This window comes from Stenotrophomonas sp. 71799_Sma, from assembly GCF_056482505.1.
Window position 1 is genome coordinate 3,887,126 of sequence record NZ_CM151202.1, and the last position, 25,306, is coordinate 3,912,431.

The 25,306-nt window shown below is 65.8% G+C and carries 20 protein-coding genes and 1 tRNA gene; 8 read left to right on the forward strand and 13 right to left on the reverse strand.

The annotated features are described in order from the left end of the window. Positions 1 to 80 precede the first annotated feature (80 nt). From ACZK4Z_RS18060 to ACZK4Z_RS18075, 4 genes are all read right to left on the reverse strand, one after another. On the reverse strand, positions 81 to 836 hold the full coding sequence (locus tag ACZK4Z_RS18060) for a hypothetical protein (protein WP_003158603.1): 756 nt from the start codon (positions 834 to 836) through the stop codon (positions 81 to 83). Positions 837 to 1,387: 551 nt separating this feature from the next. Then, on the reverse strand, positions 1,388 to 3,316 hold the full coding sequence (locus ACZK4Z_RS18065) for a tyrosine-type recombinase/integrase (RefSeq protein WP_003158602.1): 1,929 nt from the start codon (positions 3,314 to 3,316) through the stop codon (positions 1,388 to 1,390). A 241-nt stretch (positions 3,317 to 3,557) separates the two neighbouring features. Then, positions 3,558 to 3,631: transfer RNA gene (locus tag ACZK4Z_RS18070), tRNA-Gly, on the reverse strand. Between the two features lie 128 nt (positions 3,632 to 3,759). Next, the gene (locus tag ACZK4Z_RS18075) at positions 3,760 to 5,613 is read right to left on the reverse strand and encodes an autotransporter domain-containing protein (protein ID WP_478450964.1); all 1,854 of its coding nucleotides are present in this window, start codon (positions 5,611 to 5,613) and stop codon (positions 3,760 to 3,762) included. A 207-nt stretch (positions 5,614 to 5,820) separates the two neighbouring features. Here ACZK4Z_RS18075 and thiS point away from each other — a divergent pair, with 207 nt between their 5' ends. From thiS to ACZK4Z_RS18095, 4 genes are all read left to right on the forward strand, one after another. Next, positions 5,821 to 6,021: a sulfur carrier protein ThiS gene (thiS, locus tag ACZK4Z_RS18080; RefSeq protein WP_049401605.1), complete on the forward strand. Its 201-nt coding sequence runs from the start codon at positions 5,821 to 5,823 to the stop codon at positions 6,019 to 6,021. 153 nt (positions 6,022 to 6,174) lie between these two features. Further along, positions 6,175 to 6,969: a thiazole synthase gene (locus ACZK4Z_RS18085; RefSeq protein ID WP_010481470.1), complete on the forward strand. Its 795-nt coding sequence runs from the start codon at positions 6,175 to 6,177 to the stop codon at positions 6,967 to 6,969. Next, positions 6,969 to 7,703 carry a tRNA (guanosine(46)-N7)-methyltransferase TrmB gene (gene trmB / locus ACZK4Z_RS18090; protein ID WP_010481468.1) on the forward strand — a complete coding sequence of 245 codons (735 nt, stop codon included), beginning with the start codon at positions 6,969 to 6,971 and terminating at the stop codon, positions 7,701 to 7,703. The genes ACZK4Z_RS18085 and trmB overlap by 1 nt, the downstream gene beginning before the upstream one ends. Positions 7,704 to 7,730: 27 nt before the next feature. Next, positions 7,731 to 9,578, forward strand: a complete 1,848-nt coding sequence (locus tag ACZK4Z_RS18095) for an SLC13 family permease (RefSeq protein WP_010481466.1) — start codon at positions 7,731 to 7,733, stop codon at positions 9,576 to 9,578. A 551-nt stretch (positions 9,579 to 10,129) separates the two neighbouring features. Here the strand turns inward: ACZK4Z_RS18095 and ACZK4Z_RS18100 are convergent. Further along, a complete protein-coding gene (locus tag ACZK4Z_RS18100; RefSeq protein WP_012511947.1) occupies positions 10,130 to 10,465 on the reverse strand; it encodes a Rieske (2Fe-2S) protein in 336 nt (111 codons plus the stop codon). A 178-nt stretch (positions 10,466 to 10,643) separates the two neighbouring features. On the opposite strand from ACZK4Z_RS18100, the gene ACZK4Z_RS18105 reads away from it, so the two are divergent. From ACZK4Z_RS18105 to mscL, 3 genes are all read left to right on the forward strand, one after another. Then, positions 10,644 to 10,925, forward strand: a complete 282-nt coding sequence (locus ACZK4Z_RS18105; RefSeq protein ID WP_005410817.1) for a hypothetical protein — start codon at positions 10,644 to 10,646, stop codon at positions 10,923 to 10,925. 75 nt (positions 10,926 to 11,000) lie between these two features. Further along, a complete protein-coding gene (locus ACZK4Z_RS18110; RefSeq protein ID WP_107432150.1) occupies positions 11,001 to 11,717 on the forward strand; it encodes a fumarylacetoacetate hydrolase family protein in 717 nt (238 codons plus the stop codon). Positions 11,718 to 11,772: 55 nt separating this feature from the next. After that, the gene (gene mscL / locus ACZK4Z_RS18115) at positions 11,773 to 12,177 is read left to right on the forward strand and encodes a large-conductance mechanosensitive channel protein MscL (protein WP_032130206.1); all 405 of its coding nucleotides are present in this window, start codon (positions 11,773 to 11,775) and stop codon (positions 12,175 to 12,177) included. Positions 12,178 to 12,237: 60 nt separating this feature from the next. Here mscL and ACZK4Z_RS18120 read toward each other — a convergent pair whose 3' ends face one another. Continuing rightward, positions 12,238 to 13,200, reverse strand: a complete 963-nt coding sequence (locus tag ACZK4Z_RS18120; RefSeq protein WP_478450965.1) for an IS110 family transposase — start codon at positions 13,198 to 13,200, stop codon at positions 12,238 to 12,240. A gap of 423 nt (positions 13,201 to 13,623) precedes the next feature. Here ACZK4Z_RS18120 and ACZK4Z_RS18125 point away from each other — a divergent pair, with 423 nt between their 5' ends. After that, positions 13,624 to 15,045, forward strand: a complete 1,422-nt coding sequence (locus ACZK4Z_RS18125) for a M28 family peptidase (protein ID WP_032130207.1) — start codon at positions 13,624 to 13,626, stop codon at positions 15,043 to 15,045. Positions 15,046 to 15,227: 182 nt separating this feature from the next. Here ACZK4Z_RS18125 and ACZK4Z_RS18130 read toward each other — a convergent pair whose 3' ends face one another. The 7 genes from ACZK4Z_RS18130 to ACZK4Z_RS18160 form a co-directional block, all read right to left on the reverse strand. Further along, positions 15,228 to 16,679, reverse strand: coding sequence for an alanine/glycine:cation symporter family protein (locus tag ACZK4Z_RS18130; RefSeq protein WP_478450966.1), 1,452 nt, complete (start codon positions 16,677 to 16,679; stop codon positions 15,228 to 15,230). Between the two features lie 10 nt (positions 16,680 to 16,689). After that, a complete protein-coding gene (locus ACZK4Z_RS18135; protein ID WP_125892714.1) occupies positions 16,690 to 17,682 on the reverse strand; it encodes a hypothetical protein in 993 nt (330 codons plus the stop codon). A 237-nt stretch (positions 17,683 to 17,919) separates the two neighbouring features. Further along, positions 17,920 to 18,756, reverse strand: coding sequence for a TrmH family RNA methyltransferase (locus ACZK4Z_RS18140; RefSeq protein WP_478450967.1), 837 nt, complete (start codon positions 18,754 to 18,756; stop codon positions 17,920 to 17,922). After that, a complete protein-coding gene (locus tag ACZK4Z_RS18145; RefSeq protein ID WP_125892710.1) occupies positions 18,749 to 20,269 on the reverse strand; it encodes an alanine/glycine:cation symporter family protein in 1,521 nt (506 codons plus the stop codon). Before ACZK4Z_RS18145 ends, ACZK4Z_RS18140 begins: the two co-directional genes overlap by 8 nt. 178 nt (positions 20,270 to 20,447) lie before the next feature. After that, a complete protein-coding gene (locus ACZK4Z_RS18150) occupies positions 20,448 to 20,987 on the reverse strand; it encodes a GNAT family N-acetyltransferase (protein WP_121504476.1) in 540 nt (179 codons plus the stop codon). Next, positions 20,980 to 24,105 (reverse strand): efflux RND transporter permease subunit, encoded by a 3,126-nt coding sequence (locus ACZK4Z_RS18155; protein WP_049425136.1) that lies wholly within the window; start codon positions 24,103 to 24,105, stop codon positions 20,980 to 20,982. The genes ACZK4Z_RS18150 and ACZK4Z_RS18155 overlap by 8 nt, the downstream gene beginning before the upstream one ends. Continuing rightward, positions 24,102 to 25,208 carry an efflux RND transporter periplasmic adaptor subunit gene (locus ACZK4Z_RS18160; RefSeq protein WP_478450968.1) on the reverse strand — a complete coding sequence of 369 codons (1,107 nt, stop codon included), beginning with the start codon at positions 25,206 to 25,208 and terminating at the stop codon, positions 24,102 to 24,104. The genes ACZK4Z_RS18155 and ACZK4Z_RS18160 overlap by 4 nt, the downstream gene beginning before the upstream one ends. Positions 25,209 to 25,306: the final 98 nt, after the last annotated feature.

The following is a 25,306-nucleotide window of genomic DNA, read 5'->3' on the forward strand; positions in this document are numbered from 1 at the left end:
TGACCTCTATTCAATAGACACGGCTGCGAAAAGACATTGCAAATGCAATCTCCGCGACTGCACATACAAGCTGGCAAATCTCAGCGGGAGGCGCTACGCAGCCGGCGCCTGGCGGTGGCAAACTTACCGTTCAATGTCCGCTCCGCGATGCCCATGGCGCCGCTGTGATGGGCGACCAGCGCGCTGACCACGGCCTCCTGCGTCTTGAAGCTGGAGTACGGCGTGCCCGATGGCGACTGGCCGAGCATCAGCTCCAACAGGCCGCCAACGATGTTCAGGTAGGTGGCCTCGGCTCGATCACTGATCGGACACTGCGCGCATGCCGGAATCACCGTGGGCTGCTTGAGCAGCGCGTCATGCTTGTCCTGCAACTCGCGAAGCTGACGTTTGGTCTGTTCCAGGACGGATTTCAAAGCCTGGCGTTCGACCAGCATGGCTTGCCCTGTTTCCAGAGAGATGAAGGGATGGGTGATGCGCTCGCTGCGGGAGAAGAGAAAGCCGGGCCGCTGCTCGGGGTAGTGCTGGCGCATCCAGCACTTCAGATCGACATGGCGCACCGTCAGATCAGGCGATTCGATCAACGTGGTGTCGCGCGTCGTGATGCCGTGCTGCCCGAAGGGCAGTTCCCCGTTGAGGATGCCGTCATAGATGCGGTCGGTGTACAGCCGCAGTTCGCCCAAACGTGGGCAGTCCAGCGACTGCGGCAGATTCATCGGCGACGAGACCGAAGCCAGAATCACCTGCTCGTATCGCAGCAGTCCGGCCCAGCGGATGGACGCTTCGAGCGGGCGGTAGAACACCTTTGATGTTGGTGCATCATTTTTGTTCTCGTGCATGCTCCGTCTCCTTCCAGGAGAAGAACTACAGGGCCGACTGCTTTTGCAGCCGTCCCCATGGTCGGCCTGTTGTCCGCGCAAGACGCGAGTGATGACGCCCGCTTTTGATTACTTCTGATCAGTTCGCGCAACGAGTAGGCGTTGTGTGCTCGATGTACAAAAATCCATTGAGCACAAGAAAAGCGAGCGTCCGTCGCGGCTCGACAGTGACGCTTGCGCTATCAGGATCGTGAGAAGTGGCGGTTCACGCAAAACCGTATCGGTATGGTCTGATACGGCAGCGGTTTGAAAAAGCTGCGAGCGGTCGGAATCTATTGATCGGGGCTTGGGATTGGCTGCGGAAATCCGCTGGCGTCATATCCGATCAGGATACTGATATAGCGAGATAGCATCACAGAGAAGTCGCCTATGGTGACTGCCAAGCGCAGATTCGACGCTAAACACTGCCTGCCAATACTTGGAAATCGCGAGTTGGCGGGTGGTCATGCAACGATCGACCTATTGGTTCCCTGCTTGGACCTTGACCGGACGGGCTGCCGTCCGGCCTCAGCTCAACGGGCGACCAGATCTTCGGGCGTATCAACCAACATTGCCGTTTTTACCAGGCGCTCTACAGTCTGCCTGGCCAGCACCGGAGATACTTCCGATTGCTCTGCAAGCTCATCGGTTTCTATGGCATGTGCGGCGACCAGTCGAGCTGCAAGATGCAGGTTGGTCGGATCGACTGCCTCGATGACTGGACACTTGCCCAGGGCATCGTATGGCCGCAGCAGTGCGTGATAGATGTGCCAGGTGTCGATGCCGCGCGGCACCAGCTTCAGGACAGCCTGAATCAGCTTGCGTTTGATGGGGTCGAGTTGCCAGTCCGGGACGCGCTGTCCACGGTGACCCAGATGGATCGACAGGAGATTGCCAGCCTGAATCTCGTAAGTGATCCAGCGGCGGGACTTGCCAACCAGCTTGGCGTAGTCGGCCACCGACAGGTTGTGGGATGCCTCGAACATCTCCAGCAATTGCAAGCGCTCGCGCTGCACCTCTGACAGCGTGGGTCGCGCGTACTCGGGCAGATGCACCGCCGAAAGTCGATAGACGGAAGCTGGAACCGCTGGCGCATCCGGTGCAGGCGCAACGATCAACTGAGGGGCGTTTGGATTCAGGGCGGGCGGCTGCGCTGCCGCCTGTCCGGCAATCGTGGGCAGACCCTGCAGCGTGATGGTCAGGTGCGTGCTGGCAACTTCGAGCTGATTCTGCTCGAACAAGTCCAGGCGGTCGGCCCAGTCTTGCATCATGACGCGGCGCTGCTCGACGTACTCGGCGTGGTTGTAGGTCGCGCTGATCCGATCCGGATCGGCATGCGAGAGTTGGGCGTCTACCCACTTGGGCGGATAGCCCAATTCATTGAGCGCGGTCGATACGGTGGCGCGAACGCCGTGCCCAGTGAGCTGATCTTCATAGCCCATGCGCTTGAGCGCGCCATTGAGCGTGTTCTCGCTGAGAGGTTTTTTCAGGCACCAATCACCGGGGATGAGATAGACCTGCGCTGGCTTCAGATTTCCCAGCAGATGACGAACGACTTCTTGTGCCTGCAACGACAGTGGCACGATGTACGGCGGGATGTCGGCGAAACGCTGGCGCTTCTTCTTGGTGAGCTGCTTGCGTTGCTTGAGCCTGACAACCGGGATGATCCACAGACCGCGCTCCAGATCGAACTGATCGGGCGTGGCGTAGCGCAATTCACCGGTGCGCACGCCCGTGAGCAGCAGCAGACGTAGACCCAGTTGCGTATTCAGGCGGCCGCTGTACTTGCGCAACGTCTGCAGCATGGCCGGCAGTTCGGGCATGCGCAAAAAGGGGTTGTTCTCCACCGGCGGCAGCGGCATCGCCACCACATCCAAATCCTTGGCCGGGTTGTCGCCCATGTTGGGCACCACCACCGAGGCGTAGGTGAATAGCTGGCTGAACCAGGTGCGCAGCTTCTCGGCGACCGACAGCGAGCCACGTTTTTCCACTCTGCCGATGATGTCCAGCAGGTGGGCGCGAGTGACGTCGTAGACGGTCAGGTGGCGCAATACGGGAAACACATCCTTGGCGAAGACGCGCCCGATCTGTTTGGGCGTGCTCTGGCGGCCCTCATTTTCCAGAGAGAGGCTGCGGTGGGCCAGCCATTTGTCGTAGATGGCCTGGAAGGTGTGCTCGCCCGCCAGGACAATCACGTGGCGTTTGCGCTTGCGTTCCGAATGCGGGTTGATGTCCTTGGCCAGCATGGCCCGGGCCTCGTCGCGCAGATGACGGGCATCTTTCAGGGAAAGCGCGGGATAGCCGCCGAAGGACATGCGCTCGCGCTTGCCGCCCCAAGTGAAGCGGAAGTGCCAGGCCTTGAAGCCGGTGGCTGAGATATGGAAGTAGAGACCGTCGAAATCGACAAGCGAATACGCCTTGCCGGTCACCTTGGCCTGTCGAACCTGGAGGTCTGAAAGCATGAGCCCAACTCCTGCGAAACGAGTTGGATGCCATGTTCCCGACGGAACCCCGGCTCCTCCAGCAACAATACGGTTTTGGGAACCTCCGCATTGCCAATGTACCACTCAACGTACCAGTTGGAACCGGCTGTGAGTGGATTTCGCTGGATGTCAGTGGATCGATATTGGGTGAAAATCCTCAATCCTGACAATGACTTACGACGTTCCCTGGCGTTCGGCGGAAGACCCTGGAAAGTCGAAGTGGAGCGGGCGATGGGAATCGAACCCACGTCAGTAGCTTGGGAAGCTACAGCTCTACCATTGAGCTACGCCCGCATTGCGGGTGAAAGTCTATGCGGAGCGGCCGGTGTTGCGCAATGGTGGCCGCCGCACCCGCCGGGCATGGCCCGGCGCTGCCGTGCAGGCATCCCAGGCACCTTGCGGTGCCCGGGATGTTGCATTCATCAGAAGCTGCCACCCACGGTGGCGAAGATCGTCGCGTCACGGGCACGCTTCTGCGCGGCCGTGGTGCTCAGGCCAACGTTGCCCTGCAGGCCGAACAGGTCCATGCGCGCACCCAGTACGGCAGTGGCGTAGTTCTTGTCGAAGTCCAGGCCCCGCACGCGGTAGCTGCCCAGTTCCGGCAGGGTCTGCAGCCACGCGCTGGCCTGCTTGGTGTCCTCGAACTCGTGGTCGTAGGTCACCTGCACGTACGGCTTGACGGTGCCGCCATCGAAGCGGGCCTGCCAGCCGATGCGGCCGACGGTCGAGTCGACGTTCTGGCGGTCGTAGCCCAGCGCGGTGGCCAGCGTGCCCGCAGCAGCGCTTTCGCTGTAACCGTCGATCTTGACCTTCTGCCAGATCACCGCAGCGATCGGGCCGTGGCGGAAGCCACCTTCGGTGCCGAACTCGTAACCGGCATTCAGTGCAGCGGTCAGGTTGCTGCCGTCCGGCGAGCCACCGTGTTCGCGGGTAGCCGGGCCCAGCTGGACCTTGCGGTTCACGTCATACGACAACCAGGTGTAGCTGACCTGGCCGTTGACCCAGACGCGGTCGCCATACCAGGCAGCGAACAGGCCGGCGGTGGTGTCCTTCTGGGTGAAGTCGCCACGGCTGTTGCCGAAGTCGGCACTCATGCGACCGAAGCCGGCGAAGCCGCCGACCACCACGCCGTTGCGTGCCCAGTCGACACCGAACAGGCCGGCCGGCGCCACGCCGTCGTACAGGTCGGCGTGGTCATAGCGCTGCAGGTCACCGCGCACGCCACCCCACCACGACAGGCCATCGGCCGGACGGGCGCCGAGGTGGTTGCTGACCTGGTCGGCACGCGAACGGCCGACGGTCTGTGCCGAGTGGCTCAGCACCTGCTGCAGGCGCGGAGCCTCCAGCACCGAGACGGCGTACTGGCCCAGCAGCTGGTGACCGGTAACGGTGGGATGCACGCCATCGGCGAACAGATAGGTCTGGTACGCATCGGGGCTGACGTAGGTGGTCGGGTTGCAGCCGATGATGCTGCCCGTGGTGTTGGCCGGGTTGATCTTGCAGGCGGTGCCGGTGACGTTGGTGAAGCCGTACATGCCCGGGTTGGCGGTCACTTCACGCAGGATGCTGAAGGTATCGAGCGGAATGAACTCGATGCCCGCCTGCTTCAGGCCGCCATACAGCGCCTTGTTGTAGCCGACCGACATGGCGGTGGCAGCCGCTGCATTGGGGCCGCGGAACTGCGGGGTGATGCCCACGTCCGGCAGGTTCGGCACCAGCACGTACTGGGCACCGGCCTGCTTCAGGGCACCGACCAGCGCGATCTGGTCGGTGACCGCCGCACCGATGATGCCCTGCACCTGGGCCGGCGGCGCACCCGCACCGGCAGCGCCGGCGGCGGCAAACAGGTCGTTTGCGCCACCCCAGACGGTATACAGGGCGTTACGGTCAGCCTTGCCACCGTTTGCCGCCAGGTAGCGGGCCGCCTGCGACTTCAGAGACGGGATCGCGCCGAGGGCACCGCTGCCTTCGACCGACACGCGGGCGCCGCCGACAGCGTAGTTGTCGCCGTTCTGGCCGTTGCCGTTGGGGTCCTTGTTGAGGCCGTAGTAATTGGCGACCTGCTGCGACCACACCCAGCCCGGGTTGGTGGTGAACTGGCCGGAGAGCCCCTGCGTGGCCTCGGGCAGCAGCGGGCGGAAGTAGCCGGCGTCGGTGAGGCTGTCACCGAAGAACACCGCCTTGGAGTACGGATTTTCGCCTGCCATGGCCGGCAGCGCGGCCAGTGCGATCGCAGCCGCCATGAGGGAGCGGATCGGGTGTTTGCTGAGCTGCATCTAGGAACTCCTGTGGGGTAAACAAGTTGGAATCCGGCGCACGTACGCCGGCGCACGGTCAATGGTTTCACCGCGCCGCCGTTTGCTCACGCTGCGCCGCCGCATGGATTGTCGCCTGACCACGCCGAAACCTGCTGTGCCGGAGCTGGCGCCCGGTTCAAATTACAAACGTTCCGATCCCGACGGGCTATCAGCGACAATGCAGGGATGAACATCCAGCTCAACGGCGAACCCCGCACCCTGCCCGCCTCGGCGACCCTCCACGACCTGCTTGAGGCCGAGCAGCTGCTGCAGCGCCGGGTGGCGGTGGAGGTCAACGGCGAGATCGTCAGCCGCAGCCGCCATGGCGAGCATCTCCTGGCCGAAGGCGACGTGGTGGAGATCGTGCACGCGCTGGGCGGGGGCTGAGGCCATCCCGGGTAGTGCCGGCCACTGGCCGGCAATCCGACGTTGTCAGGCACCCTGCATCTGCCGGCCAGCGGCCGGCACAAACCCTACCCATCCACGGCCTGCACGCCATTGCGTGATCCCATCTTCAGGCGGATAAGCGATAATCGCGCCATGAACGTTCATGTCTCCCCCGATTCGCTGGTGATCGCCGGCAAGACCTATGGCTCGCGGCTGCTCACCGGCACCGGCAAGTTCAAGGATCTGGAAGAAACCCGCCTGGCCACCGAGGCTGCAGGCGCCCAGATCGTCACCGTGGCCATCCGCCGCACCAACATCGGGCAGAACCCGGGCGAGCCGAACCTGCTCGACGTGCTGCCGCCGGAGCGCTACACCATCCTGCCCAACACCGCCGGCTGCTACACCGCCGAAGACGCGGTGCGCACCTGCCGGCTGGCGCGCGAACTGCTGGACGGCCACAACCTGACCAAGCTGGAAGTGCTGGGCGACCAGAAGTCGCTGTACCCGGACGTGGTGCAGACCCTCAAGGCCGCCGAACAGCTGGTCAAGGACGGCTTCGAGGTGATGGTCTACACCTCCGACGACCCGATCCTGGCCAAGCGCCTGGAAGAGATCGGCTGCGCTGCAGTGATGCCGCTGGCTGCGCCGATCGGTTCGGGCCTGGGCATCCAGAACAAGTACAACCTGCTGCAGATCATCGAAGACGCCAAGGTGCCGATCATCGTCGACGCCGGCGTGGGCACCGCGTCGGATGCGGCGATCGCGATGGAGCTGGGCTGCGACGGCGTGCTGATGAACACCGCCATTGCCGGTGCACGCAGCCCGGTGCTGATGGCCAGCGCCATGCGCAAGGCGGTCGAGGCCGGCCGCGAGGCCTTCCTGGCCGGGCGCATCCCGCGCAAGCGCTACGCCAGCGCCTCCTCCCCGGTGGATGGGTTGATCGGCTGATGACCAATCCCTTCGACAGCGCCGGTTCCAAGGCCCCGCCCAAGCCCTTCACCGTGAGCGAGGGCCGCCGCGAGGTACGCAGCTTCGTGTTGCGCCAGGGCCGCTTCACCCCCGCCCAGCAGCGCGCGTTCGACGAACGCTGGCCGCGCTTCGGCATCGACTACAACGGCCAGCCGCGTGATCTGGACGCCACCTTCGGCCGCCCGGCGCACAAGGTGCTGGAAATCGGCTTCGGCAACGGTGCCGCGCTGCGCTTCGCCGCCCAGCATGATCCGTCGCGTGACTACATCGGCATCGAGGTGCACGCGCCCGGCGTGGGCCGGCTGCTGAACGCGCTGGCCGACGACAACGCCGACCACGTGCGCCTGTACCACCACGATGCGGTGGAAGTGCTGCAGAACGAGATCGCCGATGGCGCGCTGGATGAAGTGCGCATCTACTTCCCGGACCCGTGGCACAAGAAGCGCCACAACAAGCGCCGCCTGCTGCAGCCTGCATTTGCCGAGCTGCTGGTGCGCAAGCTGCGCCCGGGCGGCCGCCTGCACTGCGCCACCGACTGGGAAGACTACGCCGAGCAGATGTGGGACGTGCTCGACGCCACCGCTGGCCTGGTCAACCGCGCCGGCCCGCGTGGCAGCGTGCCGCGCCCGGACTGGCGGCCGCAGACGCACTTCGAGACCCGCGGCCAGAAGCTCGGCCACGGCGTCTGGGACCTGCTGTACGACCGCACCTGACGATCGCCTGAGGACACCGCGCCCCACATGGATACCGCGCTGACGCTGACCAACGACATGAAGCTCGTGCTCGGGCTGGTCGGCTTCACGATGGCGATGTTCCTGTTCGAGCGCATCCGCGCCGACGTGGTCGCGCTGGTGGTCCTGGTGGTGCTCGGTGTCACCGGGCTGATCGCGCCGGAGGAAATCTTCGGCGGCTTCTCCGGTAACGCGGTGATGAGCATCATCGCCACCACCATCCTCGGTGCGGGCCTGGACCGCACCGGGGCGCTGAACCGGCTGGCCGCCTGGCTGTTGCGGCGCGGCCATGGTGTCGAGCAGCGGCTGCTGATGATGACCACGGCCATTGCCGGCCTGAATTCCTCTTTCATGCAGAACCCGTCGGTGATGGCGCTGTACCTGCCCGTTGCCTCGCGACTGGCCGCGCGCACCGGGTTGACCCTGCAGCGCCTGCTGCTGCCCATTTCGGCGGCAATCGTGATGGGTGGTGCGCTGACCATGGTCGGCAATTCACCGCTGATCCTGCTGAACGATCTGCTGGCCTCGGCCAACAACAACCTGCCTTCCGGCCTGGCCACCATCGAGCCGCTGCGCATGTTCGCACCGCTGCCGATCGGCGTGGCGCTGCTGATCGCTTCGCTGCTGTATTTCCGCTACTACGGCGACCGCAAGCTGATCGAAGAAGAGAACCTGGTCAACGACGGGGTCACGCCCGCGCGCACCGAGAGCTACTTCGCCAAGACCTATGGCATCGAAGGAGATGTGTTCGAGCTGGTGGTCAGTGCCGAAAGCCCGCTGGTGGGCATGACCCTGGGCGAGGCCGAGAACCTGCACGATGCCCCGCTGCTGCTGGCCCTGAAAACCGGCAATGACACCCGCCTGGCGCCACCGGCGGAGATGCGCATCTGGGTCGGCAGCGTGCTCGGCGCGATGGGCCCGCGTGAGCAGATCAACGATTTCGCGCAGAACCAGTTCCTGCGCATGTCTTCGCGGCTGAAGCACCTGGGCGACCTGTTCAACCCCAGCCGCGCCGGCATTTCCGAGGCCGTGGTGCCGCCTACCTCGAACGTGATCGGCAAGAGCGCGGCCGATCTGCGCCTGCGCAAGGAGCGCGGCATCAGCCTGCTGGCGATCAACCGCGACAAGCAGGTGATCCGCGAGGACGTGCGCGACGTGCAGCTGCGCGCCGGCGATATGCTGGTCTTCCACAGCATCTGGACCGACCTGGCGCAGGCCGCCCGCAGCCGTGACTTCGTGGTGGTGACCGACTACCCGACCGGCGAGCAGCGCCCGCACAAGTTCAAGATCGCGATGGCGATCTTCGCCTTGACCATCCTGATCGCGCTGACCAGCAAGCTGCCGGTGGCACTGACGCTGATGACCGGCGTGGCCGGCATGCTACTGACCGGCGTGCTGCGCATGGACGAAGCCTACGCCTCGATCAACTGGAAAACGGTGTTCATGATGGCCGGGCTGATCCCGCTCGGCTGGGCGATGGATTCCAGTGGCGCGGCGGCATGGGTGGCCGGCCATACCATCGACAAGCTGCCCACCGGCATCCCGGTGTGGGTGCTGGAGGTGGCGCTGGCGCTGCTGACCACGGCGTTCTCGCTGGTGATCAGCCATGTGGGCGCCACCATCGTGATGGTGCCCATTGCGGTGAACCTTGCGCTGGCGGCGGGCGGCAACCCGACGGCGTTCGCGCTGATCGTGGCGCTGTCGGCGTCCAACAACCTGATGACAGCGTCCAACCCGGTGATTTCGATGATCACCGGCCCGGCCAACTACACCCCACGCGAGATGTGGCGGGTCGGCGGACCGTTGTCGCTGATCTACACCTGCGTGGTGGTGCTGATGATCAACCTGATGTTCTGAGGGTTGGGTTTGTTGGCAGGGCTGCGCCCTGCACCCGCAGAGGCAACGGCAACGGCCGAAGCAACAGCAACAGCGGGCTATCCGTGGGATGGCGGGGTGGGTCCGGTTGCGGGGGACGCTGCAAGTCCCCCTCCGGGGCCCGGCCCAGCCGCTGGCGGCTGTGCGTTCGGGCGCTTGCGAAGCAGTGCTTCGCAAGCAAAGCGCCCTCACCCATGTAAGCTCGGTCGCCGCTTGCTCGTGTGCGCTTTCCTGCGCACACGGCAAGACCGGGGTTGGGCGTCCTGCCCAACCCGCCCGAGGCATGCCTCGGGCCCATGCGGCTCACGCCCCCGCAACCGGACCCACCCCGCCTTCGACAGATTTCTGCGATCTGTCGGAACGGCGGCGTGCACTGCTTTGGTAGATGTCGACCTTGGTCGACACGGTAGATCCACGCCATGCGTGGATGCTCGTGGATGCCTTTGTAGAGTCGAGCCATGCTCGACTGCTTCTGGCCTGATGGGGTCAGAGCCGCTTTCCTGCGGAAAACGGATCCGACCCCTGGCCTGGACTCAGGCCAGATAAACCTGCCCGTCGCGCACGTCCACCGGCACCGCGCGCAGGCGGTCGCCCTTGCAGGGGCCGGCGATGCAGTCGCCGCTGTCCAGCGCGAACGAGGCGCCGTGGGCGGCGCACACCAGGTGGCCTTCGCGGCTCTTGAGGAACTGGCCCGGCGCCCAGTCCAGGCGGCGGCCGGCATGCGGGCAGATGTTCAGGAATGCCCGCACCTGCGCACCGTCGCGGTACAACACCAGCGACTCGGCATCGCCATCGACCACCGCCTCGACCTCGGCAAACGCGCCATCGGCAATGGCATCAAGGGCGATCAGGGCAGCAGCGGCAGTCATGGCGAAGGCTCGGACAGTAAACGCGCATTGTCGCACGCCCACTCAGGTGACTGGCTGCAACATGAACACAAGTCATTGATTCGTAATAAGCACAGGCTATATTTAACGAGTTTTTCACTCAATGACAGTGGCACCTCCCGATACTCTGGTTTCGCTGATCCCAGCCTATCGAGCCGCCATGTTCAATCGCGCATCCGCCTTCAACCAGTTCCGCACCCTGTTCGCGCCGCGCAAGCCGCGTCACCCGCTGGTGCGTGTTGCCGTGGGCCTGCTCGGTCTGGCGATCCTGGCGGCGATGGTGTTCATCGGCGTGTTCGTCGGTGCGGCGATGATCCTGGTCGGCCTGGCGTGGAAGCTGCTGGCCTCGCGCAAGCCGGGCGTTGCCCGTCCGGTCGATCCGACCGTGGTCGAAGGCGAGTACCGCGTGGTGCGCAAGCCGGTGCTGCCGGCCTCGCGTTGATCCACGGCCTCCGCGCCCGCTGACGGCGGGCGCCATGCGTTCTAGACTGCGGGCACGCCCTTCCTGGATGCCCGCATGTCCGATGTCTCCGATGTGATCCCTGCCGTAGCCCTGCCGCGTGTGCCGGTAGCCGGTGGCGGCAGCTTCCCCGTGCACCGTATCTACTGCGTCGGCCGCAACTTCGCCGACCATGCCCGCGAAATGGGCGCAGCAGTGCCGGCGGCCGACGATCGCGGCCGTCCGATGTTCTTCAGCAAGCCGGCCGATGCGATCGTGGTCGGCCACGACGATGCCATCCCCTATCCCCCGGCAACCGCCAACCTGCACCACGAAGTGGAGCTGGTGGTGGCGATCGGCCGTGATGCGCCAGCCGGCGAACTGGCCGTGGCCGATGCCGATGCTCTGGTCTACGGCTATGCCGTCGGACTGGATCTGACCCGCCGCGACCTGCAGGCCGCCGCCAAGGACAAGGGCCATCCGTGGGATGCAGCCAAGGGCTTCGATGCCTCGGCACCGATCAGCGAGATTGTCCATGCCGCTGAAGTGGGCGACCTGGCCGCGCTGAACCTGTCGCTGGAGGTCAACGGCGAAGTGCGCCAGCAGGCGCTGCTGGACCAGATGATCTGGAACGTGCCGGAGATTCTGCATGAGCTGTCCAAGCTGTGGCAGCTGCGTGCCGGCGACCTGGTGTTCATGGGTACCCCGTCCGGAGTGGCCGCGCTGAAGCCCGGCGACCGCTTCAGTGCCCGCCTGGAAAACGTGGCCGAGCGCCACGGCGTGATCGCCGGCTGACATCACCTGCGCTACCCTGCGCGCTGTCCACTTCCCCCACCGGAGAAAAACAACAATGGGAATGCTCACCGAGTTCAAGGAATTCGCGATGCGCGGCAACGTCATCGACCTCGCCGTCGGCGTGGTGATCGGCGCGGCCTTCGGCAAGATCGTGACCGCACTGGTCGAGAAGATCATCATGCCGCCGCTGGGCATGCTGATCGGCAAGGTGGATTTCTCGCAGCTGGCCTGGACGTTGTCACCGGCCAGCATCGGTGCCGACGGCAAGGAAATCCCGGCCGTGGTGATCGGCTACGGCGACTTCATCAATACGCTGATCCAGTTCGTGATCGTGGCCTTCGCCATCTTCCTGGTGGTCAAGACGATCAACCGCCTGTCGCGCAAGCAGGAAGCCGCCCCGGCCGCACCGGCCGAGGAAGTGGTGCTGCTGCGCGAGATCCGCGACAGCCTGAAGAAGTAAGGGTGCTGGGCGCCGACTGGCGCCCCACCCATCTGTAGAGTCGAGATCCTATGTTCGTGGTCAAGCCTGCTGGAAGCAGGCTTGACCCACCTTCAGCATGGCCGGATCGAAGTCCCGGCCGCTTTTGAAGACACCCCAGGCGATCCTGGCCAGCTTTCTGGCCAGGATGTTGAAGACGGCGGTGCTGGGGTGACCGCGTTTTGACAGCTCGTCGTAGAGCGGTTGCCCCCGGCGACACCGCTTGAGCCCCATGGCGGCCATGTAGAGCATCTGGCGCAGCACTGGCGCGCCCTGTTTGGACAGCCGACGCCGTCCCGTTCTGCCGCCAGACTCGTTAGGCCGGGGATCCAGGCCGGTGCAGGCGATCCACGCGTTGGCGTTGGCCAACGGCCAGCGCGTCATGTAGTAGATCAGGTGAGCGGCGACGGCAGGGCCGACACCAGGGATGGTCAACAGGCGCTTGTAGAGCGTGCCATGCTCTCCATCGCGACCCAAGCGCTGCAGTTCGCTTTCCAGCTCGGACAGCGTCCCAGCCAGAGCGCAGAACAGATCTGACAGCTCCCCGGGGGCACTTTTGCTTACCCCGAAGGATTGCTCCAGGCGCGCGCGTGTCTTTACCAGCGTCTGCCGCTTGCGCAGCAAATCGTGCATCTGCTGCTGCTCATCGGTACGCGGTACGTATTCACGCAGGCGATCGTTCTCCTTCTTCACGTACCGGGCGATCGCTTCGGCGTCCATGGCGTCCGTCTTGCCACGCGAGCCCGTCGCCCGGCCGTAGTGCTTGATCAGACGTGGATTGATCACATAGACAACGTGGCCTGCTTGGCCAGCCATCCGAGCCAACAACTCGTAGTACCGCCCCGTCGCCTCCATGCCAATCCGGCATCGCTGGGGCAAGGTGTTGAGCCACTGGGCTATGCCGGCCCGGGTGTTGGCGATCCTGTCGCCGGCCTTGCGGTCGGCCACTGCCGGTACCAACTCCTTGGAGTCCACGTCCACGCCAATATCGAGAGAATCAGACATTTGTACGGCTCCCAGCTATCTTTAAGGGGCTGGGGTGGTACCGCACCGACGTTAGCTTGCCTACATCGACGATCCCCTTTGGGGGCCGTACGATCCTTTATCGACGTTCGTGTGCGGGATGGGGATCGCTCGACTCGTCTGTCGGCTAGTATCCGCAGATGCATGCTTGACGGTCCCTCCACCCTGGCTCCTACATACCTCGTAGGAGCCGGGAGGAACATACAAGCCATGCTCGACTGGGCGAAATGAAGCAGTCGAGCATGGCTCGACACTACATAAGCATGTGAAAGCCCCGCCCTGGCGGGGCTTTCGCTTTGCCGGACGTGGCGGAAAACAGCGTTCGCGCCAGCCATGACCTCCCGCCCATGCGCCGGGCTGAACGACTGTTAAGCTCCAAGGCTTGGTCCCTTCCCGGAGCTGTCCATGCGTCGCCGCGTCCTTGCCATCGCATCCTCCCTCGCCCTGCTGGCCGCCCCGGCCTTCGCGGCGCCGCACACCACCACCCTGCCCCCGGCGTCGCTGTCCACCGCTGCGCAGCTGCGCGACCAGGCGCTGGCTGACGACACCGGCTGGAAGGTGGTTGAATCGCTCACCACCGAAATCGGCCCGCGCATCGCCGGCAGCGAAGCCGACGCCCGCGCCGTGGCCTGGGCCGAAGCCAAGTTCAAGGCCCTCGGCTTCGACAAGGTGTGGAAGGAACCGGTGACGTTCCCGAAGTGGGAGCGCCGCAGTGAACACGCCGCGGTGACCGGCAGGAACCCGCAGCCGCTGCAGATCACGGCGCTGGGTGGCAGCCCGGGCGGCACCGTTGAAGCCGAAGTGGTCCGCTTCGCCGACCTGGCCGCACTGCAGGCCGCACCGGCCGGTTCGCTGAAGGGCAAGATCGCGTTCGTCGATTACCAGATGCTGCCGTTCCGCGATGGCCGCGACTATGGCCGTGGTGGCGCGATCCGCAGCAAGGGCCCGTCCGAAGCGATCCGCAAGGGCGCGGTCGGTTTCCTGATGCGCTCGGCCGGTACCGACTCGCATCGCGTGCCGCACACCGGCATCACCCGCTTCGACGACGGCCTGACCCCGGTGCCGTCTGCAGCACTGTCGGTGCCCGACGCCGACCAGCTGGCCCGCCTGCTGGCACGTGGCAGCACCACGGTGAAGGTGGCGCTGGACTGCGGTTGGGATGGCACCGCCACCTCGTACAACGTGATCGGTGAGATCACCGGCCGCAGCCTGCCGAAGGAAGTGGTGGTGATCGGCGGCCACCTGGATTCCTGGGATCTGGGCACCGGCGCGGTGGATGACGGCGCAGGCGTGGGCATCACCATGGCTGCGGGCCATCTGATCGGCCAGCTCAAGCAGGCGCCGAAGCGCACCATCCGCGTGATCGCCTTCGCCAACGAAGAACAGGGCCTGTATGGCGGCAAGGCCTACGCCGAGGCGCATGCCAAGGACGTGGCCCTGCACCAGCTGGCGGCCGAGAGTGACTTCGGCGCCGGCCGCATCTATGCCTTCAATACCGGTTCGCCGAACCCGGAAGGCTCGCGCGAAGCGACGAAGCAGATTGCCGAAGTGATGAAGCCGCTGGGCATCGAGTACCAGGCCGACAAGGGTGGCCCGGGCCCGGACGTCGGCCCGTTGGCCGCCAAGGGTGGCGCGTGGGCATGGCTGGCGCAGGACGGCTCGGATTACTTCCACCTGCACCACACCGCTGACGACACGCTGGACAAGATCGACCCGAAGGCGTTGGCACAGAACGTGGCCGCGTACACCGTGTTCGCGTACCTGGCCGCGGAAGCCGATGGCAGCTTCGGCAGCGAGGCCAAGGCGACCACGCCGCCGAACGAGTGATGCGGTAGCGCCGGGCCATGCCCGGCGAACGCAGCGGCGAGAGCGGTGCGAACCAAGGTTCGCACCCACCGGGTAAGGGCGCACCCACCGGGCAATGGCGCACCCACCGAATAATGGCGCACCCACCGGGCGATGGCGTGGGTCAGAGCCCTCGCCGTGGCGAGGGATCTGCCCCGATCCTGTCAGCCCTCCCACACGCTGGTGTTGCGCACACCCAGCAGCTTCGGGTTGAACAGCGGATCCTTGCCCGCCTGGCGATGCTGTTCGTAGTCGCGCAGCGCCGCCAGCGCTGGCTTCTGCAGCAGCAGGATGGCGATGATGTTCAGCCAGCTCATCAGGCCGACGCCGATGTCGCCCAGCGACCACGCGATCGTTGCACTGTTCACCGCTGAGTAACCGGTCGCGGCCAGGAACAGAAGCTGGAACCCGCCCATCACCCAAGGCGCGGGACGATCACGGCACAGGTAGCTGATATTGGTCTCGGCCATGTAGTACAGCGCCAGGATGGTGGTGAACGCGAACGGCAGGATCGCCAGCGCCACGAACGAGCGGCCGAAGCCCGGCAGCGCGGACTCCACCGCGTGCTGCACGAAGCGCGGCCCGGCCTCGACGCCAGGCAGATTGCCCAGCAGCAGGCGCGCCTCATCCGGAATGCCGTTCACAGCCGGGTCGTAGACGTTGTACAGGCCCGTGGACAGGATCAGGAAGGCGGTAGCACTGCACACCACCATCGTGTCGATGTAGACCGAAAATGACTGCACCAGGCCCTGCTTGACCGGATGGGTGACTTCGGCGGCGGCGGCTGGATGCGCACCGCTGCCCATGCCGGCCTCGTTGGACAACACGCCACGGCGCACGCCCCACTGGATGGCGGTGCCGATCATTGCACCGAACGCTGCATCCACACCGAATGCACTGCGCAGCACCAGCATGATCACCTCCGGCACTTTCTCTGCATTGAGCACCATCACCAGTGCCGCCACCAGCAGATACGCCACGGCCATCAACGGCACCACCCACTCGGCAACCCGCGCGATGCGGCGCACACCGCCGATCAGGATCGCGCCCAGCACCACCAGCAGAACCGCCGTGGTGGTCATCACCGGCACGTCCCAGGCTTCGTTCACCGCACTGGTGATCGCATTGGACTGGGTGCCGGCCAGCATCGCACCGGCCAGCACAGTGACCAGCGCAAACAGCACTGCATACCAGCGCTGGCCCAGGCCCTTTTCGATGTAGTACGCGGGGCCACCGCGGTACTGGCCCTCGGCATCGCGGTCCTTGTAGATCTGTGCCAGCGTGGATTCGATGAAGGCGCTGGAGGCGCCGAGGAAGGCGACGATCCACATCCAGAAGATCGCGCCCGGGCCACCAAAGGCGATGGCCATGGCAACGCCGGCGATGTTGCCGACGCCGACGCGGCTGGACAACGACAGCGACAGGGCCTGGAACGGTGACACACCGGCTTCGGAGCGCTCGTGCCGGAACATCAGGCGCAGCATCTCCGGCAGCGCGCGCAACTGGATGAAGCGGGTGCGCACGCTGAAGTACAGGCCGGCGAGCAGGCAGAGCACCACCAGGTACGGGCTCCAGACGATGCCGAGGATGGTGTTGACGATGGATTCGATGTTCATCGGCAGCCCCTCAGAAGAACATGCCCAGGGCGACCTGGGGGCTGATGATGCGGCCGGTGTTGCGCCCGGCCACGGTGAATTCGACGCCGGCGATCAGGCCCAGCGACGGGCTGAAGTGATATTCCACTGCCGGCGCCAGGCTGACGTTGCGGCTGGCCGGACGGTGCTCTTCAATCCGTTCGATCGCACCACTGCCGTTGCGTGCGAAGCCGCTCAGGCGCTGGCCGGTCTCGCGGCTGGCGGCCATTTCCATCACGCCCACCCAGCGCGAATTGAAGCTGTACTCGGCGCCTACCGACAGACCCAGTACCGAGCCGCGCGAAATGTGCCCCTGGAAGCTGTCATCGGTGCCGTACACGCTGGTGCCGGAAATGGCGGTGCGCGACGGTGCCGGCCCGGCGCTGAGCTGTGCGCGCCAGCGCACGGGGCGGTCATTGCCCAGCCACACCACCTGCTGCACGCCCAGCGCTGCGGTGGTGCGCTGCACGCCGTCACCCTGCGCATCCAACGGATTGCCGGTGATGCGATCGTGGCTGCCGGTACTGAAGCGCTGCACAAGCGCGACCGAGATGGCCGGCCGGGTGCCATCGGCATTCGGCGCCTGCAGCAGGTACTGCAGGCGCGCGGTGGTGTCACCGGCGCGGAAGCCGCTGCTGCGCGCACTGCCGGATTCGGAGCGCGAGGCGCTGAGATTGACCTGGCCCATCACCCGGTCACTGAAACCATAGATGATCGGCACCACCGTGGCCCAGGCGCCACTGTGCTCGGCACTGCGGCGACGATCACCGTTGTTGTCGTAGTGGTCGCGGCTGTCGACCCGCACCAGATAGGGCTCGATGTACCAGTTGCCCTGCGGCAGGCCGGCGGGATTGGGAGTGATCAGCGGTCCCGTGAAATTGACGCCATCCAGACTGCGTTCCGCGGCCTGTAGCGATGGTGCGGCAAGCGCAGCGAGTGCCAGCACCAGGCAAGTGCGACGTGTGCGGCGTTGGATTCGATGCATGGAACCACTCCTGTACGACGTTGGAAGGAACTCCACCGTGCGGCGCGGGAAACGGCCCAGCAATGAGACAAATACTAAAATCGCTTGCGTACCCATCAAGCGTGTTTGAAGCAACGTAAGCTGACGCAGATGACCCAGTTTGCTGCGCGTGCATTGTTTGCGCTCTTGCGCCGCGCAAAAGAAAACCCGGCCGCAAGGGCCGGGTCAGGAGATCAACACAGCATCAGCACGATGGGATCATCCGTGGCGGCGGCTCGCCCACTGTGCCAGCAGCACGGCCGTTGCCGAGGCCACGTTCAGGCTTTCCACCGCGCCGCTGCCGGGAATCGAGATCTGCAGGTCGCATTCGCTGGCGAGCCCGCGGTCCATGCCCTCGCCTTCGGCGCCCATCACGTACACCAACCGTTCCGGCAGCGACGCACGGAACACGTCGTCGCCACCATCAACGAGGGTCGCAGCCAGCCCGAAGCCGGCCGCACGCAGCTGCGCCATCGCCTGGGCGGTCTCCGGCAACTGCACCAGCGGCACCGACTCCGCACCACCTTCGGCCACGCGCGCAGCGGCACCGGACAGCGCCAGCGTGCTGCCAGCCGGCAGCAGCAGCGCCTTGACGCCGAAGTGCGCGGCCGAGCGCAGGATCGCACCGAAGTTGTGCGGATTGCCGACACCGTCCAGCCACAGCGCCAACGCCGGGCCTTCGCCCAGATCCTCCAGCCACTGCGCCAGCGGTACGACAGGCGCGCGCAGCACGTCGGCCACCAGGCCTTCGTGGTGCGTGGTAGCGGCCAGTTTGTTGAGGTCGCCCTCCTCCACCACGCGGTAGCCCACACGGTTGGCCACGCACCACTTCAACACCGGCTGCATGCGCGGAATCAGCGCGTCCACCAGGTACAGCTTGCGCAGCGCCTGCGGGCGCTTGGCGAACAGGGCCTGCACGGCGTTCCAGCCATACAGGCGCAGTTCGTCATTGCCACGCCCCGGCGGTGGCGGGGTGCCGCCCTCACGCGGTGGCAGCGGGGTGGCCCGCGGCGGTCGCGACGACGGGCGGCGGGCGTTCTTCCAGGGATCATTCACTACGGGACAACTCCAGCTTGCGTTGACGCCAGAAATCGGCGTTCTTGATGCCCAGGGCATCGGGGTCGAAGATCGGATCAAGGCCGAGCTTCTTCTGTCGTTCGTAATCACGCAGGGCCAGCATGGCCGGCTTCTGGATGATGAGGATGGCGATGATGTTCAGCCAGGCCATCAGGCCCACGCCGATGTCACCCAGCGCCCAGGCCAGGGTTGCATTATGGAACGCGCCGAACACCACCATGCCGATGATGCCCAGGCGCAGCACCAGCACGGTCAGCGGACGCTTCTTGTTGTGGTTCACATAGCTGAGATTGGTCTCGGCCATGTAGTAGTACGCCATGATGGTGGTGAAGGCGAAGAAGAAGATGGCGATGGACACGAACGCCGAGCCCCAGCCCGGCAGCACGGCTTCCACACCCGCCTGGGCATAGCCCGCGCCTTCCGGAATGCCGGCCAGGCCCTGGAAGATCGGCGGGGCGCCGGCACCTGCCGGCGAGTACACGTTGTAGGTGCCGCTGGCCAGGATCAGGAACGCGGTGGCGGTGCACACCATCATGGTGTCGAAGTAGATGGCGAAGGCCTGCACGTAGCCCTGCTTGGCCGGGTGCGAGACTTCCGAGGCGGCTGCCGCGTGTGGGCCCGAGCCCTGGCCGGCTTCGTTGGCGTAGATGCCGCGCTTGATGCCCCACTCCACCGCCAGGCCCATCATCGCGCCGAACGCGGCGTGGGTGCCGAAGGCGCTGCTGAAGATGATGCCGAACATCTCCGGCACGCGATCGTAGTTGATGATCATGATGACGATGGCGGTCAGGATGAAGGCTGCCGCCATAAACGGCACCACCACTTCGGCGAAGTTGGCGATGCGCTTGACGCCACCGAAGATCACCACGCCCAGCAGCAGCGCCACCACGATGCCGATGCCCAGCTTCAGCGCCTGCACCGACTCCATGCCGAAGGCCTGGCCATCGAGCGGGCCGCACAGTGCGGTGCCACGGCAGGCGTTGATGATGCTGTCGGCGATGGCATTGGCCTGCACGCCGGGCATCAGGAAGCCGGCGGCAATGATCGTGGCGATGGCGAAGGCCAGCGCGTACCACTTCAGGCCCATGGCCTTTTCGATGTAGTACGCCGGGCCACCACGGTAACGGCCTTCGGCGTCCTTGGTCTTGTAGATCTGTGCCAGCGTACATTCCACGTACGAGGTGGATGCGCCGAGGAAGCCCATCACCCACATCCAGAAGATCGCACCGGGGCCGCCGAAGGCGATGGCGGTGGCCACGCCGGCGATGTTGCCGATGCCCATGCGCCCGGCCATCGACATGGCCAGCGCCTGGAAGGAAGACACGCCGGCGTCGGATTTCTCACCCTTGACGGTGAGGCGGCACATCTCGAGGAAGCCGCGGATCTGCATGAAGCGCGTGCGCAGGCTGAAGAACAGGCCGGCGCCCAGGCACACGAAGATCAGTGCCTTGCTCCAGATGATGCTGTTGATGAAATGTACAGTAGCTTCCACGCGCGCTCTCTCCAGTCGGCGGGTTGTAAGGACGTCCCGTCGGCTGGAGGGGACCGGTCGATTCTCCCTGATCGAAGGCCGCTGCGGTAGCGCTGTGTTGTAGAGCCGAGCCCATGCTCGGCGTGGTGATGACGGCGGCCGAGCACGGCCTCGGCTCTACCGCGGCCGGCCCGCGTGTTCAGGGCAGCTGCGTGCGCACCCGGGCGAAGCGGCGCAGGTCGTGCAGCACCCCGCGCTTGTAGACCGCGCAGCGGTCCACGCCTTCTTCCTGGAAACCGTTCTTTTCCAGCACCCGGGCCGAGCCGAGGTTGAAGTCGACCACCCCGGCCTGCAGCCTGAACAGGCGCAGCTCGTCCATCACCCAGGGTGCGAACAGGCCGACCACCCGGGTCATCAGCCCCTGGCCCCAGTAGGCCTGGCCCAGCCAGTAGCCCAGTTCCGCCATGTGCCCGCGCTCGGCAGTGCCCTGCTGGGCCCCGACGCTGCCGCAGGCCTGGCCGTCGATCTCGATGGCCAGGTTCAGGGTGCCAGGGGCCAGCACGCGACCGGCGAGGAAGGCCTCGCCATCCTCGCGCGTGTACGGGTAAGGGAAACGATCACGCAGGCCCCGCGATACCTCGGCGTCGTTGGCATGGCGCAGCAGCGATTCCAGATCATCCGGGCGCCAGGGGCGCAGTTGGAAGCCGTCGCCTCGCAGCACAGTGGTCGGATCAGGCATGACCACCCACCGAGGGCGACTCCGCCTCCTGCTTCTCCAACTCGCGCTTCACCGCTTCCGGCGAGCGGGTGTAGGGCGCCAGCCGCGCGTAGAACGCCGGCACCACGAACAGCGACAGGAACGTCGAGAGGGTCACACCGAAGATGATCACGATGCCGATGGTGCCACGGCTGGCCGAACCGGGGCCACCGGCCACCACCAGCGGAATCGCACCGACCACGGTGGCGATCGAGGTCATCAGGATCGGGCGCAGGCGCACCATCGCCGATTCGATGATCGCCTCGCGCACGGTTCTTCCGTCGTCACGCAGCTGGTTGGCGAATTCAACAATGAGGATGCCGTTCTTCGCGGCCAGGCCGACCAGCATGACGATGCCGATCTGGCTGAACAGGTTCACGGTACCGCCACTCACCCACAACCCGACCAGCGCGCCGAGCACGCCCAGCGGCACGGTCAGCATGATGGTGAGCGGGTGGATGAAGCTCTCGAACTGTGCGGCCAGCACCAGGTACACCACCAGCAGCGCCATGGCGAAGGTCAGCAGCACCGCGCCGCCGGCACTCTGGTATTCGCGCGATTCGCCCTTCCAGTTCACCTGCGCGTACTGCGGCAGCTCTTCGCGCGTGACCTGCTGCGCCCAGGCAATGGCTTCACCCAGCGGATAGCCCGGCGCCAGGCCCGCGTTGATGGTGATCGAGCGCAGGCGGTTGAAGCGGTTCAGGGTGCCGGCCTCGGCCACCTCACTCAGCGTGACCAGGTTGGACAGCGGCACCAGTTCGCCGGACGTCGCGCGCACGCGGATGGCGGCCAGGTCGGCCGGGCTGGCACGGCCATCGCGACCGGCCTGCACCAGCACGTCGTACTCTTCGCCGTTGTCGACGAAGGTGGTGACGCGGCGCGAGCCCATCATGGTTTCCAGTGCCGAACCGATCGCGGTGACCGGCACGCCGAGGTCGGCCGCACGCTGGCGGTCGATGTTGACCCGCATCTGCGGCCGCGTTTCCTTGTAATCCGAGTCCGGGCCGACCAGGCCGGGGTTGTCGGCCATGCGCAGCAGGATACGGTCGCGCCACTGCGCGATCTCGGCATATTCCGGGCCGCCCAGCACGATCTGGAACGGCTGCCCGCCGCTGCGCACCAGGCCACCGCCCACCTGCGTACGCACGCGCACGCCGCGGATGGTGTCCAGTTCCTTCTGCAGTTCGTTGGCCACTTCCGGCGTGCCTTCGCTGCGCTGGCGCCACGGCTGCAGGAAGATGCTGACGCGGCCGGTGTGCATTTCCTCGCTGGCGCCCCAACCACCCGGCACGCGCGGGTTGGCGCGCACGATCGGTTTGTCCGGGCCAACATGCGGTGCCAGCATCGATTCCACCTGCTGCACCTGCTGCACGGTGTAGTCGTAGCCGGCGCCTTCCGGGCCGTCGATCATGATCTGGAACGAACCGCGGTCTTCGGCCGGCGCCAGTTCCGACGGCAGCAGCTTGAGCAGGCCCCAGCTGGCGGCCAGTGCGGCCACCATCACCAGCAGGTAGATCCAGGTGCGGTCCACGTGGTGGTCGAGCACCCGCCCATAGGCCCCGGCCAGGCGTTCCAGGTTGCGGTTGATGAAGCCATGCAGGCCACGCGGTGCCTGCCCGGTATGCGGCTTGAGCAATTTGGAGGCCATCATCGGCGTCAGCGTCAGCGCCACGAAGGCGGACAACGCCACCGCCGCCGCCAGCGCCACTGCCAGTTCGCGGAACAGGCGCCCGGTATTGCCTTCCAGGAACCCGACCGGCAGGAACACCGCCACCAGCACCGCGGTGGTGGCGATCACCGCGAAGGCGACCTGCGCAGTACCGCGCTTGGACGCCACCAGCGGGGGTTCGCCCAGGTCGATGCGGCGCTGCACGTTCTCCACCACCACGATCGCATCGTCCACCACCAGGCCGATGCACAGCACCAGCGCAAGCAGGGTCAGCAGGTTGATCGAGAAGTCGAACGCGTACAGTGCGATGAACGCTGCGACCAGGCAGACCGGCACCGTCACCGCCGGAATCAGCGCAGCGCGGAAGCTGCCGAGGAACAGCCAGATCACTGCCAGCACGAGGATCATCGCCTCCACCAGCGTGGCGTAGACGCGGTCCACCGCGGCTTCGATGAAGGTGGTGTTGTCGAAGGCAACGAAGATCTGCGTGCCCTTGGGCAGGGTCAGCGCGACCCGCTCGGCTTCAGCGCGCGCAGTACGCGCCACGTCCAGCGAGTTGGCGGTGGAGGTCTTGACGATGCCCAGGCCGATGCCCGGCTCGCCGTTGCTGCGGTAGTACGCGCGGCGCTCGGCCGAGGCCAGCTCGATCTTCGCCACATCGCCCATGCGCACCACGTAACCATCGCGACCCTTGCCCAGCGGGATGGTCGCGAAGTCTTCGGGCTTGATGTAGTTGCGCTCCACGCGCAGGGTGAAATCGCGGTCGGTCGACTCGATGCGGCCGGCCGGCAGTTCCACGTTCTCGTTGCGCAGCGCGGTTTCCACGTCGCCGGTGGTCAGTCCGCGCGCCGCCAGCTGGTCACGGTCCAGCCAGATCCGCATCGCATAGCGCTGGCGGCCGCCGATGCGGACCTGGGCCACGCCATCGAGACTGGAGAAACGATCGACCACGTAGCGGTCGGCGTAGTCGCTCAGCTCCAGCGTGTCCATGGTCGAGGAGACCATGTTGAACCAGATGATCGGGTCGGCATCGCTCTCGACCTTGGCGATCTCCGGCGGACGCGCTTCCTCCGGCATGCGGTCGGCGACGCGGCTGACCGCATCGCGCACGTCATTGGCCGCCGCTTCGATATCGCGGTTGGAGGTGAATTCGATGCTGACCTGCGAGCGGCCGTTGGTGCTGCGCGCATTGATCGTATCGATGCCTTCGATGCCGGCCAGCGCATCTTCCAGTACCTGGGTGATGCGGCTTTCGATGACCGCGGCCGAGGCGCCGGTGTAGTCCACCGACACCGAGACGATCGGCGGATCGATGGCCGGCAGCTCACGCAGGGTCAGGCGGGTGAAGGACATCACGCCCAGCACCAGCAGCAACAGGCTCATCACCACGGCAAATACCGGCCGCTGGATGGAGATGTCGGACAGCTTCATCCGCCGTGGCCCTCGGCCGCGACCGGCGCTGCAGCGTCAGCGGGCTTCGCACCGCTGGCCGGTGCCGCGTCCTTGGCTGCGACCTTCAGGCCCGGGCGCAGCTTGCCGGTGCCATCGACCACGATGCGCTGGCCCGCTTCCAGGCCCTGCCTGATCTCGACCACGCCGGCACGGCGCGCGCCGGTGACCACATCCACGCGCTCGACGCTGTCGTCGGCGGTGATGCGGTACACGAAGGTATCGCGACCGACCTGGACCACGGCGATTTCCGGAATCACCAGCGCCGGGCGCTCAGGGTGGAACAGGCGCACGTCCAGCAGCATGCCCGGGCGCAGGGCATGGTCACCATTGGCGAAGTCGGCACGTACGGTCACCGCACGGGTGGCCGGATCGATGCGTGCGTCGATGGTGCTGACCACGCCCTCGAAGGTACGGCCCGGCCACGCCACGCTGGTGGCACTGACCTTGTCACCGACGCCGAGCGCGGCCAGTTCCACTTCCGGCACCTGGAAATCGATGTGCATGTGTTCGATGTCGTCGAGCGTGGCGATCACCGTGGTCGGCGTCAGCAACGTGCCCGGGCTGACCTGGCGGATGCCGAGCACACCGGCGAACGGTGCACGCACGCGGCGGTCACCGATGTCCGACTGCATCTGCGCCACACGCGCCTCGGCGGCATCGCGGATCGACTTCTGCGTATCCAGCGTGGCGCTGGACACCAGCCGCTGCGTGGCCAGCTCGCGCTGGCGCTTGTACAGCTGGTCGGCCTCATGGAAGGTGGCCTGCGCCTGCACCAGCGCGGCCTCCTGGGCCCGCCCGCGCAGGGTCACGATCGGCGCACCGGCGGCAACATGCTGGCCGCTTTCGAAGTGCACCTTCTCGACGATCTCGCTGACCTTGGCCGTGACGCTGATCGATTCGCGCGCCTTGGCCGTACCCAGTGCCTGCAGCGTGTCGTTCCACTGCGTGGACTGCACGACCTGCGCGGTGACCGGCACCGCTTCTCCCTGCCGACGGGCGGCGGCCTCCTGTTTGCCCGCGCACCCGGCCAGCACGGCCAGGCTGAGGCCAAGGGCCAGGGTCGAAGCGATGCGAGCCAACATGAACGGTCCTGAGTGATCCACGGCCGCCGAGTGTAGGCAAGCGCCCACAGAAGCGATATGTGCCAAGCGTTTACTGGCGTGGAACCGGCGTCGCGATA

Bases quoted from the DNA above. Each gene is read 5' to 3' on its own strand.
- ACZK4Z_RS18060 (WP_003158603.1), bottom strand. From the start codon at position 836: ATGCACGAGAACAAAAATGATGCACCAACATCAAAGGTGTTCTACCGC.
- ACZK4Z_RS18065 (WP_003158602.1), bottom strand. From the start codon at position 3,316: ATGCTTTCAGACCTCCAGGTTCGACAGGCCAAGGTGACCGGCAAGGCG.
- ACZK4Z_RS18075 (WP_478450964.1), bottom strand. From the start codon at position 5,613: ATGCAGCTCAGCAAACACCCGATCCGCTCCCTCATGGCGGCTGCGATC.
- thiS (WP_049401605.1), top strand. From the start codon at position 5,821: ATGAACATCCAGCTCAACGGCGAACCCCGCACCCTGCCCGCCTCGGCG.
- ACZK4Z_RS18085 (WP_010481470.1), top strand. From the start codon at position 6,175: ATGAACGTTCATGTCTCCCCCGATTCGCTGGTGATCGCCGGCAAGACC.
- trmB (WP_010481468.1), top strand. From the start codon at position 6,969: ATGACCAATCCCTTCGACAGCGCCGGTTCCAAGGCCCCGCCCAAGCCC.
- ACZK4Z_RS18095 (WP_010481466.1), top strand. From the start codon at position 7,731: ATGGATACCGCGCTGACGCTGACCAACGACATGAAGCTCGTGCTCGGG.
- ACZK4Z_RS18100 (WP_012511947.1), bottom strand. From the start codon at position 10,465: ATGACTGCCGCTGCTGCCCTGATCGCCCTTGATGCCATTGCCGATGGC.
- ACZK4Z_RS18105 (WP_005410817.1), top strand. From the start codon at position 10,644: ATGTTCAATCGCGCATCCGCCTTCAACCAGTTCCGCACCCTGTTCGCG.
- ACZK4Z_RS18110 (WP_107432150.1), top strand. From the start codon at position 11,001: ATGTCCGATGTCTCCGATGTGATCCCTGCCGTAGCCCTGCCGCGTGTG.
- mscL (WP_032130206.1), top strand. From the start codon at position 11,773: ATGGGAATGCTCACCGAGTTCAAGGAATTCGCGATGCGCGGCAACGTC.
- ACZK4Z_RS18120 (WP_478450965.1), bottom strand. From the start codon at position 13,200: ATGTCTGATTCTCTCGATATTGGCGTGGACGTGGACTCCAAGGAGTTG.
- ACZK4Z_RS18125 (WP_032130207.1), top strand. From the start codon at position 13,624: ATGCGTCGCCGCGTCCTTGCCATCGCATCCTCCCTCGCCCTGCTGGCC.
- ACZK4Z_RS18130 (WP_478450966.1), bottom strand. From the start codon at position 16,679: ATGAACATCGAATCCATCGTCAACACCATCCTCGGCATCGTCTGGAGC.
- ACZK4Z_RS18135 (WP_125892714.1), bottom strand. From the start codon at position 17,682: ATGCATCGAATCCAACGCCGCACACGTCGCACTTGCCTGGTGCTGGCA.
- ACZK4Z_RS18150 (WP_121504476.1), bottom strand. From the start codon at position 20,987: ATGCCTGATCCGACCACTGTGCTGCGAGGCGACGGCTTCCAACTGCGC.
- ACZK4Z_RS18155 (WP_049425136.1), bottom strand. From the start codon at position 24,105: ATGAAGCTGTCCGACATCTCCATCCAGCGGCCGGTATTTGCCGTGGTG.
- ACZK4Z_RS18160 (WP_478450968.1), bottom strand. From the start codon at position 25,208: ATGTTGGCTCGCATCGCTTCGACCCTGGCCCTTGGCCTCAGCCTGGCC.